The sequence below is a fragment of the Enterococcus gilvus ATCC BAA-350 genome (genome assembly GCF_000407545.1).
Taxonomy (GTDB): Bacteria; Bacillota; Bacilli; order Lactobacillales; family Enterococcaceae; genus Enterococcus_A; species Enterococcus_A gilvus.
Map to the genome: position 1 here is coordinate 820,761 of NZ_ASWH01000002.1, position 16,003 is coordinate 836,763.

Sequence of the window (16,003 nt, forward strand, 5' to 3'; positions counted from 1 at the left end):
CTATTTTTTTCGGTTTTAATTTCAATATTAATAATTAATATTGATAGGCTGTTGCACTTGATTTGACAATTCAAAAGTAAAAACATCTCTATTAAGCTCATTTTGATAATGAACTTAAATAGAGATGTTTTTTCCTGTTTTGCGGCTCAGTATCATTACTTTAGAATCAACCAAATAATTTTTATTTTAATAAACCGATCAGAATAATCCCTGCTGTGATAAACATGGCTCCCAAACTGATTATTTTTAGTTCTTTTCTCGTTTTCTGAACTTTCAGTATTGCTATTCCTGCATAAATGGAAATTAGAACTGCCAATTGTGAAAAAGTAAAGCTTTTAGCCACCCCGATTACTGGTATGGAAAGGAATAGACTGACATTTGCGATACTCCATGCTAGCCCTGTTCCAAGATTTTTTCCTACTTCACTCCAGTTCGCATCACTTCTCATCATAGTTGATAAAATGATTGAAGATATCCACATTCCAATTGCTTGCGGTAAAAGTACCTCCGCCCCACTAGCCTGAAAACCTTGCGGTAATGTTACATAAATAGTTAATGCTGTGGACGATAAAAGCAGCGAATAAATAGCTTTTCTCTTTTCTACAATTGATTGCTGAGTTTCTTTTCGTTCTCCTAAATATGAGGTTAAAAAAATACCAAAAATGATTAAAAGAATACCTCCAATTCCGACTGTCACCGTATTCCAATTTGACCATTCTTTAAAAAAAATTGCCGCAATGAACGTTGTTCCAATCAATTGAGTTCCGTTCGAAATTGGCATAGCTTCAGATACAGGGAGCAATTGAAAAGAATAGAATTGCAAATATTGTCCGATTGACCAAAAACATCCAGAGAAAAGAGCAGCTAAGAAATGTTGTCTATCGTAACCAGGGTCAACAATCAAAGTGAAAACAACCCCTATTAATAAACTCATTGTTGTTGTTCCCAAAAGCTGATTGATTGGTTTCGCATTGGTCAATTTGGCTATAATAGGCATAAATCCCCATCCTAAAGCAGGTAACAAAAAAATAATAGTCATTGATTTCTCCTATATATCAGTTAAATCGATTCAATAAAAGACTGAGTAGCTAACCCAGTCTTTTTCCGATTTAAAATTTAAATACCTCGTCTTGAATGGTTACGTTTTGATTCTTCATTAACAAGTTTCCGTGAATCATTTCAGGAAAAACTACAATGATCATATCATCTTTTTGTGCCTTTTCCAGTTTTGTTAAATCTATCACGGCAAGCAGGGTCTCGGACTTCACTTTTTGTCCTTCGGATACTCTGATTGAGAAGGGCTCTCCTTTTAAATCCACGGTGTCTAATCCCATATGAATCAAAATTTTTTCTCCTGTTTTACTCTCAATCGTAATCGCGTGTAGGGTTGGGAAAATGTTCTTAACAATTCCGTCAATCGGGGCATAGACCCTGCCATCATGTTGACTGATCGCAAATCCGTCGCCCATCATTTTTGAAGAGAAGACCTCGTCCTTTACTGCTTCTAAAGGAAGAACTTGACCATTCGCAACAGATTTCATAACTTTTTTTGTTTTAAAAAAAAGCATCTTCTTATCACCTCTAAACTAATTTTGGCCAGTATTCTTTATTGGCTTCAATCATTTCATCTAAAATATTTTTTGCAACTCTAGCATTAGGAACGGTTTGATTAAGCGTGAATGCCTGTAAGGCTTTCTGATAAGAGCCTTCAAAGTAAGCATCTACTAACAATTTTTCAGCTGCTACTTGGGCTTCCATCAACCCTTTATGGAAATCACTAATAGGTTCCCTTAATGAAATTGGCTCGACTCCTGTAGCCCCGACATAAGCTGGCACTTCAACAACTGCATCTGCTCGCAAGTTTGGAATGGCTCCTTGATTTGGGACGATCAGCATAAAGCGCCGACGTTCATCATTTAATAACGAGGTCGCCATATCAACGATGTACTGTCCGTGTTCACCGAAATTAAAGTTTAAAATATCTTCAGTCGCTCCATCGCGAATTTTTTCCGCCATCTCTTTCGTATTTTTCTCTCTACCCTCCATCACCATGTTGGCACGTGTATAGTCTTTATCTGCGTGCTCCACTACCATATCTGGATATAAGTAATACTCTAAATAATTGTTTGGAATATTTTGAGGAAAGTTTTTCGTAATCACTGACATCATACTGAATGCTTCCTGCCAAGTTTTATCGCCTGCATTGAAATCAGCTACTTCCATTTCTTGTGTGGTCAATTTTTCAATGATCTCAGGCATCACATCTCGTTTTAACTCTTTATCGTAGATCGAGGTATACCAGCCGAAATGGTTTAACCCGTAGTAAGTTGGTATCCAATTTTTACGATCATAACCATAATTGACAGCGATTGTTTCTTCAATTGATATCGTCATGTCACAGGCATTGATCATTTTTGCCTTTGGATATTGTCTGCGAACCGCTTCTGAAACGATTGATTCAGGATTCGTGTAGTTCAGTATCCACGCATTTGGAGCATACTCTTGCACATAGCCAACGATTTCTAACAACCCATTCATTGAGCGCATACCGTAAGCGAATCCCCCTAAGCCGCAAGTTTCTTGTCCCACTAACCCATGGTTTAATGGGATTTTTTCATCTTTCTCCCGCATTTTCATTCCACCAACCCGAATTTGTGAAAATATAAAATCACTTCCAGTGAAAGCTTTCTCTGGGTCTTCCGTTGAAGAAATCACCACATCTTTAAAGCCTTCTTTTTTTAGCATATATTGGATGATCAAATACATATCATCATTTCTTTGTTCATCAATATCGTATAAGCGAATCTCTGAAAGTGGTAAGCGATCCGCGTTGTTTAAGACGGCTTGAATTATTCCTGGTGTGTACGTACTACCTCCGCCAGCAATCGTAATAATTTGTTTTTTAGTCATTCTATTTTCCTCCTATTGCTCCAATAATTTATTAAACTCGGCCATTACATAAGTAACTTCTAACCCGATAATGACTTGATAATTTTTTTCTGTAGGTTTAATGACACCACTGACTCCTAATTGTTTAATTCGTTGTTCATCAACAATTGTTGGATTTTCTACCTCAACTCTTAAACGTGTATTACAACTATAAGCGTCAGAGACATTCTCTGCCCCTCCAAAAGCCTGCAGCATTTTTTTTGCCATATATTCATAATTTTTACTCGCTAAGCCTAGCTCTTTTTCTTCTTCTATAGTTTCTACTCCATAATCTGTCGCCACTTCTCTTCCTAAAGTGTGAATGTTGCGTTTCTTAATCAAGTAGTAGAATGTAAAATAATAAAGAGCAAAGAAAACGAGCCCAACTGGAATGATTAATATTGCATTCGTTGCAATCCGAAAGTTGATCAAATAATCAACGATACATGCTCCAAAAGTAAAACCAATTCGAATATTTAGTAAATAACAAACAATCCCTGCTAGACCTGCAAATATAGCATGTACAACGTAAAGCATCGGCGAAAGAAACATGAAACTAAACTCGACAGGCTCAGTGATGTTTGAAATAAATGACGTTGCGGCCCCACTCCCCATAATTCCTTTAACCATATCCTTGTTTTCCTTGTATGCTGCTCGATAAATTGCGTAACAAATTGCTGGAACTCCAAACATCATAACTACGAAGAAACCTGATAAAAATAGACCTGCCTGCGGATCTCCATTAATAAAACGCGTCATCTCACCTCGAAACACTTCGCCATTAGGTGCTGTGTAACTACCTAAATCGTAGTAAACATAAGTATTTAGAACATGATGAAGACCAAAAGGTATCAATAAGCGATTCAAAAACATGAAAATTCCTACTCCTAAGGCACCCATATTTACTAATAATCTCGCAAAAGTGTCAATCCCCGCTTGAGCAAATGGCCATAAGAAGCCAAATACAACGGAAGTAACAGTCTGAATAATCATAACCATCGTCAATGGAAATTTTTCACCTGCAAAATAAGAAAAGACCATCGGTAATTTTTGTTCTTTGAATCGATTATAAGTCCACGCGGCAATCAATCCGGAAATAATCCCGCCGAAAATCCCCATATTAACAGCCGGATTCATGATCTCTAATCCTTTTTTCAACGTAGCAATTGCAAGAAATCCGGTAAGTGCAGGAATTCCCTTGTCCTTTGTTTTGGCAAATCCAATCGTTACACCGATTGCAAATAGTATATCTAAATTCCCAAATACAGCGTTTCCAGCGGCACCAATGACTGGAATGTTCAACATATCGTCTGCAGAAAGGCGCATAATCAAACCCGCCAATGGCATCGCAGCGACCGGAAGCAGCATTGCTCTTCCCAATTTTTGAATATTTGCTTTGAAATTCGACATTTCTAACTCCTCCTTATTTTAAATATCCTTATAGGTTATTAATTCAATTGAAAAATCTTCTTTGACCAATTGTGCAAACTCTGAGTGTATCAAAAATTCTACTTGATTTGCCCTTGGATAAACAAAGCTCGATCCATTCAATAGTGCTTGATCAAGATAGGCAGTGTGACACATAACTTCAATTGTTTTGTGTGCACGTAAAATAGAAAGTAATCGTTCCAAATACTCCTCTACTGAGCAATCAATCTGACGTTTCTCAATAACTGCTTCACCAACATCATCAAAATGAGGTTCAAAATAATCCACATGGCGCACTTCATTTTTTTTCTCAAAATTACCCCGAACGGGAAGATCATATTTTTTAGCCAATGCGATGATAATTTCCTGATTCATTCCGAACGTATGTGTATGGTGATGGCTATCTAAATGAGTTGGAAAAATTCCAGCACGATAAACCTTTTGGATTTGTTCATTCCATTCTTGATAGAGCTGGTCTCCATCCACCTTAAAAGGTTGTGTATAAAATGATAGGTTCTTAAACTTATCTCCATCCATCAGACTCTCAACATTTTTCAACAATGGCTTTCCGCAAGTCAATGTTAGATGGACGCCAACTCCAAGATTTGGTAAATCTTTTTTTAGTTTCACTGCGTGTTCGAACCCTGGCATATTCGCCATTAATGTTGTTGATGTCAAAATACCTCGTTGATAAGCATCCATGATCCCGTAATTTACACCGTAGCTATAGCCGAAATCATCTGAATTGAATATTACTTTTCCCATTTTTTTCTTCCTTTCTTTCTTATACTAAAAATAGGCGCAACCTATGAGTACAGAAAATTTCTCTGTAATTCAAAAGGTTGCGCCTATTAAATAGTAACGCCCTATTATTGAATTCTAGCCAAATGAATCGCCAAGTATATGACCTCATTTTCTTGAACAGCCAGATTGAACTTTTTTTCAATCATTTGTTTTATTGCAAATGCTGTTCGATATGGTTCACTTTCTTTAAAAGTATTAATAAAAAAACCAATATTTTCTGTCGGAGATTCCTCCTGATAAATCAAACGCTTAACCAAAAATTTAATATGAATCATCATTCGATGGTAAGCCAATGATTCCTTATCAAATTGATATCCATAGATTTTCTCTAAATCCTCTAAGATTGTTTTTGTCATTTCTAAGATCTTTAGACTATTTAGACTATTTCGCTCTCCCAGTTCAGCATTGATAATATGCATCGTGATAAATCCAACCTCGTTAGCGCCTAACTCTGTATTATAGCGCTGATTAATCAAGCTAACGACTTCATTGGCTGTGGTATATTCCTCAGGATAGAGTAATTTCATTTCAGGTAACATGATTGCAGTTACTTGGCTATCTTCTTTTTGACGCTGAATAGCAAAGTAAATATGATCGGTTAATGCGATATAAATATTCGAGTCTAGCGGTGAAGCGATTCTTTTTGAAATGAACTGAATAATTTCTTCAGAAAACTCAATAAATTCTATTGGGATTTGAGCAGCCATTTCACTGAACATTTTCGTTTTCTCTTTTGAGTCTAAAGTGAAAAATTTATCAGCTCGAGTTGGATCAAAATCCTGTTTGAGGCTAGCAGAAAATCCTATTCCCTTACCCATAGCGATTTTTTCTGTCCCATCGTCATCAATTAAAATTACATTATGATTGATTTTTTTGACCACCTTCATTTGCTGTACCGGTCCTCTCTATAAAATACTAAAGCTTTTATAAAACAACAAAAAACGACCTAAGGAAATTGTCTTTCCTAGGTCGTGCCTAATTTAATAGTTACACCCTATCTGTTTACACGCTCAATATAGCAAATAAAAAAAGCGCTGTCAATAAGATTTAAATATTAATTTTAGATCAACATTATTCTAAATGAAACATTCTATAAATTCCAATAACACTTAACAGTCGATTTATCTTTTAATTTTCTTTCATGATTATCTAACTAATTTTTCCAACACCTGCATCACACCTGAATCATTATGAGAAGGTGCTTGGTTTTTTGCCGTTGTGAACACTTCGGGGCTGCATTCTTTCATGGCGTAACTGTGTTCTGTTAATGCGAGCATTTCCAAATCATTGTTGGCATCGCCAAAGGCCGCCAATTCATTGGGTTCAATGCCCCATTCGTCCAGCAATTGCTTGATCGCACGGCCTTTTGTGACTCCCGGAATGATGATATCGATGCTGCCGTGTCCACTGGTGACCGCGGTGATTTCTCCTGCGAAGGTTTCATTCAGATGGGCCGCGATCGCGTATGTTTTCTCTACTTCCACGTCTAACGCAAATTTTACGATGGGATCGTCTGGTAGAGTGTCGAAATCCGCCACTTCTTCCAAACGATAGCTATAGATGCGCGCAAATTTTTTGAAGTCTTCACTGGCACTTTTTAGCATATAGGAAGAGGCGATCCCACAGGCAACAAATTCCAACTCATGTTCGCTCTGAATGAGTGAATCCATGATTTTTTTGGTCAGCTCTTTAGAAAAATGATGCTCCTGCTGCAAGCCGTCATCATTAAAAACCAGTGCCCCGTTCTCGGAGACATAGGTGATTCCTCGATCGCCGCTGAAAAAGGAACGTAACTGGTAATATTGATTCCCGCTGGCGACGATGAAACGAACACCATTTTCCCGCATCTTCGAATAGAGTTCCTCAAATCTAGGACGATCATAGTCGTTTAAACTGTTCAGAAAGGTTCCATCCATGTCTACTGCTACTGCTTTAATCATTTGTTTCCTCCTTTTTCGTCAATAATTGATGCAGCACATTTAACTGCAATTCAAAATTTTGCCGCGCTTTTTTGTTTTCTGTATCTAAAATAAATCCGCAGGACAAGTTGAGCAATGCCGCCAGCATTAAAAATCCTGCTGTGATCAATGTCGGCATTTGCTCAACGAACCCTGTACGGAAATAGTCGATAAAAACAGGTGTGCCCAATCCAATAGCACCTACAGCCAAAAGAGCCGCCAATGCACTAAAAAACAGAAGTGGACGATAATCTTTAAATAACTGAACTATCGTTTTGATCACCCGTACTCCGTCTGAGACTGTATTTAATTTTGATTCACTGCCTGTTGGACGATCACGGTAATCGACTTCAACAGTTTTGATCACAAAATTTTTATCCAGCGCGTGGATATTCATTTCCGTTTCTATCTCAAAACCCTTGCTCAAAACGGGCATGCTTTTCGCAAATAGCGGACTCAAGGCGCGATACCCGGTCAAAATATCTTTGATGTTTCCGTTGAAGAAAGAATTGATCAGACGGCGCACCATGACATTTCCAGAATTATGAAAGGGACGCTTGTTTTCGGAGAAATACGTTGAAGAGAGGCGATCCCCCGTCACCATGTCCGCACCGTTTTCAAGCACTTCGCGGCACATCTTGCGGGCATCTTTTGCGGGATAGGTATCATCGCCGTCCACTAATAAATAGCATAGTGCGTCGATTTCACGAAACATTGTCCGTACGACATTTCCCTTTCCTTGCCGACTTTCTTTTTTTACCTTCACCCCTGCTGCTTTAGCGATGGCATAGGTATTGTCGGTGGAATTATTATCGTAAACATAAATGGTCCCCTCCGGCAGCTCTGCTTTGAAGTCGTCAATCACTGCTTGAATCGTCTGCTCTTCATTATAGCAGGGGATCAGTACGGCAATTTTATCCACTTACTTCGTCCTCTTTTCGTTGATTTTTTCGATAATACTTCGGCGTTTGATTAAATCGTGCTTTAAACAGCTTTCCGAAATAGCTGGCATTTTTGAAGCCGCACGCCTTTGCCACTTGCTCGATGGGCCAATTTGTATTCACCAATAGCGCCGCGGCCATGGACATTCGGTAGTCATTGATGTATTCCATCGGCTTTTTTTGAGTGAAGCGAGCAAAGATGCGAAAGCATTCGGAGCGGCTGATGCCTGTCGCTTCACAAATGGTCTGGATCGTCACGTGCTTCATATAATTTTTTTGGATGTAATACATCACTGCTTTGATTTCTTTTTCGTGTTTTTCTGGTCGTTTCATCAACGTTTTTTTCTGCTGTTGGAATAAATGAAGAAATACTGTTTCCCAGATCGAACTAAGCTTAGAAAGGACACGCAGCTCATAGCCCGTTCCTTCTTCGATCGACGCCAGTTCTACCAATCGCTGAAACATCTCTGCGCCTATCGCCGTTCGCTTCTCGAACAGTCTTCCAAGAAAGCCTTCGTCCCTTAATGATTGAAAATATTTTTGGTAGATCGTTCCCGCACCACCGCCGGTCAATAGATCCGTAGAAAAAACGATCGTCAGCATTTTGGCGGAGCGATTTTTTTCCTGCAAAGCCGCCCCATGCAAGCTATTCGAAAAAACCACGACGCTGTCTCCTTCATTTAAAACAAATTGCTGATCGTTCAATCGATAATCCAATGTTCCCTCCAGTAGCACATTCATCTCGATCGTCTCATGCCAATGGTAATTCAATATCTGACCAACCGAATCATTAAAATCATCCTGCCAGACACCAAAAGGAAACGCATCGTCTGGAAACACCATCAGTTCTTTCAGATTTCTATCTAAGTAAAGCTCTTTCGCAAACATCGCATCACATCCGAAACTATTTTTATAGTATATTAACTTATTATAGCGTTTTCAGCGTCATTTTGAAACTATTTTTTTATAATCAAACATTCGTTTACAAATTGATAGGCTCTTATTCTATTTAAAAACAGGACCGCGCACGTTTATTAACAAAAAAATCACTCCCGCGCCTGCGAAAGTGATCGTCCTTAATAGACTTGGTATTCTTGTCCGGTTTGTTTGCCTTCGACGCTTTTTACATACGCCATTGCGACCCGCTCTGCTGGCACTGGAACAAAGCCTTTAAAGGAGTCTTGGTAGTCGTCGTAGGACTCCACTAACACATTGGGGCTGACACAATTGATTCTTTTGCCGTGGGTAAAATCAATGGCTGCTGATTTTACGAAGGCCATCACACCACCATTTGCCATGGCCGCAGAGGCACCGCCAGGAATGGGGTCGTCCTTCATGATCCCAGTCGTCAAGGTAATGCTGCCGTCGTTGCGCAAATACTTCTGTCCAATCAACACCAGATTGATTTGTCCCAGTAATTTGCTTTGCACCGCCACCATATTGTCCTCCGGCGTCATCTCCTCTACCCCACGAAAGGTCGCCGCTCCTGAGGCATTGACGATCGCATCAACATGACCGACTTTTTTAAACAGACCTTCGATACTTTCCACCGAAGTCAAATCTACATGTACATCCCCGCTCGTTCTCCCCGCCAGGATCAGTTCGTGTTTTTCTTTTAATTTCTCAACGACCGCCTGACCGATCGTTCCATTTCCTCCGACTATCAAGATCCGCATGATTGTCCACTCCTTCTCTCCCATAAAAAATTTTTGATCGTATGATTTGCTTCTTCTATTATAGAACAATCAAAAAAAGCTTTCAGCATAAATTGACATGAAAAAAAGACCCGCCATCGCAGGTCTAAGACTTAATCTTCTTTGTTCTTGTCGATCTTTTTGTTGATTTTACCAGCAACATCATCTGCTGTTTCTTTTGCTTTGTCTTTCGCTTTACCGAAGCCTTGTTGGATTTTCCCTTTTAGTTCAGTTGATTCATCATCGGTTACTTTTCCTTTAGCTTCGTTCACTTTACCTTTTAGCTCATCGTTGTTTGCCATAATAAACCCTCCTAATGATTCTTCTATTTTTCTTAGAGAAAAATACATTTGACTCTATCTCTAAATTTATTCTACCACCAGGAAAATAAGATGGCTAAGAATCTGCTTGCGTTGTCAATACAGCTTCCGCCTGTTCGATCTCCCGCTGCAACGCCTTGATCCGCTCCGTTTTCAGTTCACTGGAAAGCGTCAATTGCTCCAGCCTTCTCAATTAATTTTTTGCCGCAACTAACTCTGCTTTCACAACTAAAAGAACGCTTTCATTCATCTCCATTGTACATTTCCTCCCAAGCACCGCGCACCAATCTCTTCTTGATTCTATGCTACACTGCTTCTGAGGTGAAGTAAATGCGAAATACATGGTTACAGGAACAATTAGGGGCTATTTCAGAGGAAAAGTACCAATTCGTCGTTGACGAAGCGGTGAAATATATCGAACAATTAGAAGACGACAATGAAAGTTTGCAGATCGCTCTGGAAGGCAATATCTGGAGCCCTAAAAAATGGAACGAAAAAGCAGAGAAGTAGCCAAAAACGTTGGCTACTTCTCTGTTTTTTATTGTTCATCCAAATACCGAATCCCACGCATCAACCGTTCTGCCCCGTCGATGATTTTTTCTTTTGGAGCACCGAGGTTGAAGCGCAGATAGGTGGCTCCTTCTGGTCCATAGGTCTCGCCTTTCATGATGGCGACCTTCTCTTGCTTCACTAAAACCCTTTGCAGCTCCTCCATTGAATAGGGTACGTTTTCAATATTGATCCACCCTAGATAGGTGGCTTCTGGAATCGTAAAGCGAAGACGCGGATCGCCATCCAAAATCTTTTTCAGTTCGGCGAAGTTTTCATCCACTGTCTGATTCAATTCCTCCACCCATTTTTTCTGATTTCTGTAGCAATCCATCGTGGCTAACAGCGCTGGATACGGGATCGAAGACAAGCCGTCGCGTCCTTTTAATACACTTAAGAATTGTTCCCGCAATCCTTCATCTGAAAAGATGCCGTAGGAGCCGCCCAATCCTGGAGAATTAAAGGTTTTAGACGCGGATGACAGCAGAACCACGGGAACCTCGATTTGATCGGCAAACAGTAAGATGGGCAAATGTTGTTTTCCTGGTCGGCGGACATCCATGTGGATCTCATCACTGATGATTGCCACTTCGTACTGGTTGCATAGTGCAATCAAACGACTCAATTCGTCTTCTGTAAACACCCGCCCAGTTGGATTGTGGGGATTGCATAGGAGGAAGATCGCCGGTTTTTCCGTCTCAAAGGCGTGTGCCAATGCTGCAAAGTCGATCGTAAACTCTTCGTTCTGATTGGTCAGCGAGAAGGCGAGGAGTTCTCGCTGATTGCCGCCGATACAGTTGAAAAAGGCATCGTAGCAAGGGGTGAAGGTCATGACTTTCTCCCCTTTTTGGCTGAGTAATTGCAGACAGACGGACAAGCTGTAGATCACACTTGGTGAATAGACACACCATTCTGGATCGATAGAACAATCAAATTCCTGCTTAAACCAATGACCGATGCTTTCTTTATAGTCCAGATGATTCCAGCGCGTGTAGCCGAAAAATCCCTTTGTCACGGCTTCATCCAAAACGGCGATCGTGCCGTCGGGAATCATAAAATCGGTGTCTGAAATAGAAAACGGCAGCAGGTCTTTTTCCCCAAAACGGTCCTGCACGTAATCCCATTGGGTAGAATAGGTGCCGTAGCGCGAACGCTGCTCGTTAAAATTGCTCAAGGTCGATTCCTCCTTCATCGAAGGATCGGATCACTGCCGACAATAAATCAATGGTCGCTTCCACATCAGCGATCTCTACGATCGACTGCCATGAATGGCAATAACGAACCGGCACACAGAAAACCACCGTTGGTTTCCCTGCAAAAAGCTGTACCGAACCGGCATCTGTTCCACCGCCGCCAAGTAAATCGTATTGCCAAGGAAGATGATTCTCTTCCGCCACTTCTTTGCAGTAATCGATCAATTTTATGTTGCCTAGTGCTGTTTTATCCGCCAGAACGAGTCCCGGACCCTTCCCTTGGATGCGGTTCGGAACCTCCGCCGCTTTGGGTGTATCTTTGCCATTCGCAACATCGATGACTATATTGATGTCTGCATCCACGTGAGCGGCCGCGACTTTTGACCCGCGTGTTCCTGCTTCTTCTTGGACTGTACCGACACCGATCACCTCGATATTCTTCGTCTCCACTTGGTTTTTGACTTGCGCCATCACCGCACAGGCCACGCGATCATCCAGTGCCTTGCCGATGATTTTCTTTTGGTTAAAGCTTTTCTTGGCTGTCGTATTCGGCAAGATCATGTCACCCACCTGCAAGCCGGCTTCTTCTAATTCCGCTTTTGAATGGGCACCAAAATCAATGTACATCTCGCTGATCGGTACGACTTCTGCCATTTTATGGCTTGTTTTGGGCAATGTTCCCACGATTCCTTCTAATACAGCACCGTTTTTACGACAAGTCGCCCGTACTTGCTGCCCTAAAATCACATGTCCCCACCAGCCCCCGATCGGGTAAAAAGAGACAAACCCGTCGTCGCTGATGCGATGCACGAAAAATCCCACCTCATCCATATGGGCATATAAGGCGATTGTTTTCTTTTTTGTTTTTACCTCTCCGAAATAAAGATTCCCAAAGGCGTCCTTTGTCGCCGGTTCATCAATGATTTCTTGCAGCGCCTGCTGCACCTGCGTCTCTTGTCCCGGCAACGCATCTAAATTGGATAGAGCCATTAATAAGCTATCGGTTGCAGTCAATTGTCATCCACTCCTTGCTAAAATGTGTCAAGCGTTCTCCGTGACCCGCGTCATTCACTACGATATCGTCTTCGATCCGAATACCAAACTCAGCATTCGGCAAATAAACGCCCGGCTCGATCGTGAAGGTCATATTTTTTTCGATCGTGACGGTTTCCTTTGGTGCCAGTGCTGGATATTCGTGACAAGAAAGACCGATGCCGTGCCCGAGATTATGACTGAAATAGTCGGCCAGCTCGTCTTGTTCAAGTGCCTGCCGCGCGGTCTGGTCAAGCTCTCCCAAGGTTTTTCCAAACGCGACGGCTTTGATCGCGTGTTTTTGCGCTGCTAAAACTTTTTGGTAGGTGTCTTCGATTTCTTTTTTCACTTCGCCAAAAGCAAACGTCCGCGTGATATCTGAGTAATAGCCTTGATAGATCGTACCAAAGTCGATCATGAGCAATTCATTCGCCGCGATTTTTTTCTGACTGGCATGGGCATGAGGCAACGCGGTCCGCTCCCCCGATGCGACGATCGTTTCAAACGCAGGACCGTCACTCCCGAGCTTTTTACTATGGTAGTCGATCTCATTCGCCAGCTCTAGTTCTGTCATGCCGACGCGAATCATAGGCAAAATGCGTTCCAGTGTCTGATCCGCGAGGGCAGCCGCTTTTCGTAATGCGCGGATCTCCGATTCGGACTTGATCATCCGTAGGCCTTCGACTAGCTGTCTCGTAGCAATGAGTGTCCCTCCGACTTCTGCCATCAATGACTGGAAGCCTGTAAAGGTATCATAGGAGATCGTGCCCGCTTCAAACCCCAACGTTAAGCCAGTGACAGATCGCCGCAACAGGGAAAAGAGATCGCCCCCAACAGGAATCTCACAGATTTCTACATTGGTTGTTTGTTGTTGCGCTTGTTTGGTATAGCGCCCGTCCACAAACAACCGCGCCTCTTTTTCTGTGACCACGAGTAGGCCATTCGATCCGGTGAAGCCGCACAAGTAGCGGCGATTGATTTTGTCCGTTACCAAGAGACCGTCCAGCTTTTGTTCTGTTAATCGTTTTCGTAATGCGTCCATGTTCATTTTTTCATCTCCTAAAATAAAAAGGACAGTCGCAACTGTCCTTTTTGGCTAGAAATCAATATCGGTCAAATATTGTTCGTCGTCATCTGAAATGACAGAGCTTGATTTTTCCGCTTCTAATAAAGCTTCGCGTTCCAATTCTTGTTTTTCCAAGACTTTAAAGAATGACAGGTACAAGCCAAAGGACATGGCTACTTGGATCACCTGGATCACGATGGCGCGCCAGTCAAAGCCTGTTAAAAAGCCTTCCATAAAGACAGGAACATACGGCGGGTCAAAAAGCGGATAGTTTAGTAATCCTAATTTCATGCAGATCATCGGGAACATTCCCACCAGTGCGCCACCGAAGATGAAGGGGATCATTAACACTGGATTCAAGATGATCGGTACACCAAAGAGGACCGGTTCGTTGATTCCGAATAGCGACGGCAACAGCGCCACCGCACCGACTTTTTTGTAGCGTAAGGACTTGCTGATCAGCATCGCTAGGACTAATCCGATCGTGACTCCTGAGCCAGAAAAGTTCGCAAATGCCGACAACGTTCCATTTGTAATCACGTGCTGCAAAGGCTGTCCCGCTTCGTGAGCCGCGATGTTTTCAGACAGATATTGTACGGCGATCGGTGATAGGATGGGTGACAATACAGCAGAATGGATACCGAAGAACCAGAACACAAGACGTAGAACCAAGACGATATAGATGATCCACAATGAATCTAGGCTGCCGATCGCTGGTGCCAGTACATCCATGATGACCTGCGGCAATAGAACCCCGCCTGACAAGCTGTCTGTGATGGCACGGATCACGATGAACAAGACCCCGATGGCTGCGGTTGGGGTGATCAATTCAAAGGAACTGGAAACAAAATCCGGCACCCCTTCAGGCATCTTGATCACCAATTTATGCTTCGTGAAGAATTGATACAATTTTACCGAAATAATAGCGACAAAAATAGCGGTGAACAAGCCTTTTGAATCGAGATACGCAGCGACGATATTGCCGTTGTCATCGACATCCATGGCGACGATCAGAAAGGCGATTGCAGAAAGCATCATGGAACCCACCGTGTACAGCTTATAATGTTCACTCAAGAAATACGAAATGGCCAACACGGCATACAAGCCGACCAAGCCTAAGGAAACTTTAGAGATGATTCCAAAAATATACCCATAATTCTCAAACCAATTCGCGACCGCCTGTGTCTTGATAAACTCAGGGATCGATGGAAAAATAGCTGCGATCGACCCTAACAACAGCACCGGGGTCATCACGACCATCCCTTTTTTGATCGCTGTCAAATAGGGATTGCTATCCACTTTATTAGCGATCGGCACCAATGTTTTCCGTATGAACCCTTCAACCTTTTCAAAGGTACCCTGTTTCTTTGGATTTTCCATTTTCTTTCCTCCTATCTATTGCGTCTTCATTGCTTGGTTTTTACGGTACGCCACCAACGCCTGCTTCATGACCGTCGCGCCATCCATTGACCCGTAGATGTCTGAAGTCAACAGCACCGTCGGCTTATCCACTTTTTCTGCTTCGCCTTTGATGAAGTCATATTTGTGGCTCAACTGCGGCCCAACCAAAATCACATCGTAATCATTGATGTAGCGTTCCAATTTATCCACCCCGATGGCTTCCATTGGGTAATCACTTTCCTCTAGGCTTTTTGATTCTTTGACGACTTTTTTCATCGATTCCATCATCATGGTCGTTGAAAAGCCTCCTGCACAAACTAATAATGTCTTCATATTGTTTTCCTCCTAAACGTTTTTATCTTCATGTAAAGCCTATGCTTCACTTTGTTCCCGTAACATACCGATCATTTCTTCAATCAGATCACGCGCCAGAATACTGGTCATCAAGTGATCCTGCGCATGGACCATTAACAGACTGGTCTCCGTTTTGTCGCCATTGATCTCACTAGTGATCAATTTCGTCTGTACGTCATGTGCATCAATGCTTTTTTCTTTGGCTTCCTTCATCTTGGCATCCGCCTCGTCAAATTTGCCTTTGCGAGCCAAGCGCAGTGCTTCAAACGCGGACCCACGAGAGTCGCCTGCCGCAGAAATAATCTTAAAAATATCCATTTCTTGTTCGTTCATTG

The 16,003-nt window shown here is 41.9% G+C and carries 18 protein-coding genes; 1 reads left to right on the plus strand and 17 read right to left on the minus strand.

Going from position 1 to position 16,003, the window contains the following annotated elements:
• Positions 1–181: 181 nt before the first annotated feature.
• From I592_RS18985 to I592_RS19035, 11 genes are all read right to left on the minus strand, one after another.
• Positions 182–1,039 carry a GRP family sugar transporter gene (locus I592_RS18985; protein WP_010778947.1) on the minus strand — a complete coding sequence of 286 codons (858 nt, stop codon included), beginning with the start codon at positions 1,037–1,039 and terminating at the stop codon, positions 182–184.
• A 70-nt stretch (positions 1,040–1,109) separates the two neighbouring features.
• On the minus strand, positions 1,110–1,568 hold the full coding sequence (locus I592_RS18990; protein ID WP_010778946.1) for a PTS sugar transporter subunit IIA: 459 nt from the start codon (positions 1,566–1,568) through the stop codon (positions 1,110–1,112).
• Between the two features lie 13 nt (positions 1,569–1,581).
• Entirely contained in the window at positions 1,582–2,910 is a 1,329-nt protein-coding gene (locus I592_RS18995) for a family 4 glycosyl hydrolase (RefSeq protein WP_010778945.1), read from the minus strand.
• A 12-nt stretch (positions 2,911–2,922) separates the two neighbouring features.
• Positions 2,923–4,338, minus strand: a complete 1,416-nt coding sequence (locus I592_RS19000; RefSeq protein ID WP_010778944.1) for a PTS transporter subunit EIIC — start codon at positions 4,336–4,338, stop codon at positions 2,923–2,925.
• Positions 4,339–4,356: 18 nt separating this feature from the next.
• Entirely contained in the window at positions 4,357–5,121 is a 765-nt protein-coding gene (locus tag I592_RS19005) for a carbohydrate deacetylase (RefSeq protein ID WP_010778943.1), read from the minus strand.
• A 104-nt stretch (positions 5,122–5,225) separates the two neighbouring features.
• The gene (locus I592_RS19010; protein ID WP_010778942.1) at positions 5,226–6,047 is read right to left on the minus strand and encodes a PRD domain-containing protein; all 822 of its coding nucleotides are present in this window, start codon (positions 6,045–6,047) and stop codon (positions 5,226–5,228) included.
• A 258-nt stretch (positions 6,048–6,305) separates the two neighbouring features.
• Positions 6,306–7,100 (minus strand): Cof-type HAD-IIB family hydrolase, encoded by a 795-nt coding sequence (locus I592_RS19015; protein WP_010778941.1) that lies wholly within the window; start codon positions 7,098–7,100, stop codon positions 6,306–6,308.
• Entirely contained in the window at positions 7,093–8,040 is a 948-nt protein-coding gene (locus I592_RS19020; protein ID WP_010778940.1) for a glycosyltransferase family 2 protein, read from the minus strand. Before I592_RS19020 ends, I592_RS19015 begins: the two co-directional genes overlap by 8 nt.
• On the minus strand, positions 8,033–8,947 hold the full coding sequence (locus tag I592_RS19025; RefSeq protein ID WP_010778939.1) for an AraC family transcriptional regulator: 915 nt from the start codon (positions 8,945–8,947) through the stop codon (positions 8,033–8,035). The genes I592_RS19020 and I592_RS19025 overlap by 8 nt, the downstream gene beginning before the upstream one ends.
• Before the next feature lie 188 nt (positions 8,948–9,135).
• A complete protein-coding gene (locus tag I592_RS19030; protein ID WP_010778938.1) occupies positions 9,136–9,735 on the minus strand; it encodes a short chain dehydrogenase in 600 nt (199 codons plus the stop codon).
• Between the two features lie 131 nt (positions 9,736–9,866).
• Positions 9,867–10,055: a CsbD family protein gene (locus I592_RS19035; RefSeq protein WP_010778937.1), complete on the minus strand. Its 189-nt coding sequence runs from the start codon at positions 10,053–10,055 to the stop codon at positions 9,867–9,869.
• A 348-nt stretch (positions 10,056–10,403) separates the two neighbouring features.
• Here I592_RS19035 and I592_RS19045 point away from each other — a divergent pair, with 348 nt between their 5' ends.
• Positions 10,404–10,583, plus strand: coding sequence for a hypothetical protein (locus tag I592_RS19045; RefSeq protein WP_010778936.1), 180 nt, complete (start codon positions 10,404–10,406; stop codon positions 10,581–10,583).
• Between the two features lie 28 nt (positions 10,584–10,611).
• Here the strand turns inward: I592_RS19045 and I592_RS19050 are convergent, their stop codons facing one another.
• From I592_RS19050 to I592_RS19075, 6 genes are read right to left on the minus strand one after another with little or no spacing between them, the layout of a single operon-like run.
• Positions 10,612–11,796, minus strand: a complete 1,185-nt coding sequence (locus tag I592_RS19050) for a MalY/PatB family protein (RefSeq protein WP_010778935.1) — start codon at positions 11,794–11,796, stop codon at positions 10,612–10,614.
• Positions 11,783–12,829 (minus strand): M42 family metallopeptidase, encoded by a 1,047-nt coding sequence (locus I592_RS19055; protein ID WP_010778934.1) that lies wholly within the window; start codon positions 12,827–12,829, stop codon positions 11,783–11,785. The genes I592_RS19050 and I592_RS19055 overlap by 14 nt, the downstream gene beginning before the upstream one ends.
• On the minus strand, positions 12,813–13,895 hold the full coding sequence (locus tag I592_RS19060) for a M24 family metallopeptidase (protein WP_010778933.1): 1,083 nt from the start codon (positions 13,893–13,895) through the stop codon (positions 12,813–12,815). The genes I592_RS19055 and I592_RS19060 overlap by 17 nt, the downstream gene beginning before the upstream one ends.
• A gap of 48 nt (positions 13,896–13,943) precedes the next feature.
• On the minus strand, positions 13,944–15,293 hold the full coding sequence (locus I592_RS19065) for a PTS sugar transporter subunit IIC (RefSeq protein ID WP_010778932.1): 1,350 nt from the start codon (positions 15,291–15,293) through the stop codon (positions 13,944–13,946).
• A 15-nt stretch (positions 15,294–15,308) separates the two neighbouring features.
• On the minus strand, positions 15,309–15,647 hold the full coding sequence (locus tag I592_RS19070) for a PTS sugar transporter subunit IIB (protein ID WP_010778931.1): 339 nt from the start codon (positions 15,645–15,647) through the stop codon (positions 15,309–15,311).
• Between the two features lie 39 nt (positions 15,648–15,686).
• Entirely contained in the window at positions 15,687–16,001 is a 315-nt protein-coding gene (locus I592_RS19075) for a PTS lactose/cellobiose transporter subunit IIA (RefSeq protein WP_010778930.1), read from the minus strand.
• Positions 16,002–16,003: the final 2 nt, after the last annotated feature.

Bases quoted from the DNA above. Each gene is read 5' to 3' on its own strand.
- I592_RS19000 (WP_010778944.1), bottom strand. From the start codon at position 4,338: ATGTCGAATTTCAAAGCAAATATTCAAAAATTGGGAAGAGCAATGCTG.
- I592_RS19025 (WP_010778939.1), bottom strand. From the start codon at position 8,947: ATGTTTGCGAAAGAGCTTTACTTAGATAGAAATCTGAAAGAACTGATG.
- I592_RS19075 (WP_010778930.1), bottom strand. From the start codon at position 16,001: ATGAACGAACAAGAAATGGATATTTTTAAGATTATTTCTGCGGCAGGC.
- I592_RS19045 (WP_010778936.1), top strand. From the start codon at position 10,404: ATGCGAAATACATGGTTACAGGAACAATTAGGGGCTATTTCAGAGGAA.
- I592_RS19005 (WP_010778943.1), bottom strand. From the start codon at position 5,121: ATGGGAAAAGTAATATTCAATTCAGATGATTTCGGCTATAGCTACGGT.
- I592_RS19010 (WP_010778942.1), bottom strand. From the start codon at position 6,047: ATGAAGGTGGTCAAAAAAATCAATCATAATGTAATTTTAATTGATGAC.
- I592_RS19030 (WP_010778938.1), bottom strand. From the start codon at position 9,735: ATGCGGATCTTGATAGTCGGAGGAAATGGAACGATCGGTCAGGCGGTC.
- I592_RS18995 (WP_010778945.1), bottom strand. From the start codon at position 2,910: ATGACTAAAAAACAAATTATTACGATTGCTGGCGGAGGTAGTACGTAC.
- I592_RS19060 (WP_010778933.1), bottom strand. From the start codon at position 13,895: ATGAACATGGACGCATTACGAAAACGATTAACAGAACAAAAGCTGGAC.
- I592_RS18990 (WP_010778946.1), bottom strand. From the start codon at position 1,568: ATGCTTTTTTTTAAAACAAAAAAAGTTATGAAATCTGTTGCGAATGGT.
- I592_RS18985 (WP_010778947.1), bottom strand. From the start codon at position 1,039: ATGACTATTATTTTTTTGTTACCTGCTTTAGGATGGGGATTTATGCCT.
- I592_RS19015 (WP_010778941.1), bottom strand. From the start codon at position 7,100: ATGATTAAAGCAGTAGCAGTAGACATGGATGGAACCTTTCTGAACAGT.
- I592_RS19035 (WP_010778937.1), bottom strand. From the start codon at position 10,055: ATGGCAAACAACGATGAGCTAAAAGGTAAAGTGAACGAAGCTAAAGGA.
- I592_RS19070 (WP_010778931.1), bottom strand. From the start codon at position 15,647: ATGAAGACATTATTAGTTTGTGCAGGAGGCTTTTCAACGACCATGATG.
- I592_RS19065 (WP_010778932.1), bottom strand. From the start codon at position 15,293: ATGGAAAATCCAAAGAAACAGGGTACCTTTGAAAAGGTTGAAGGGTTC.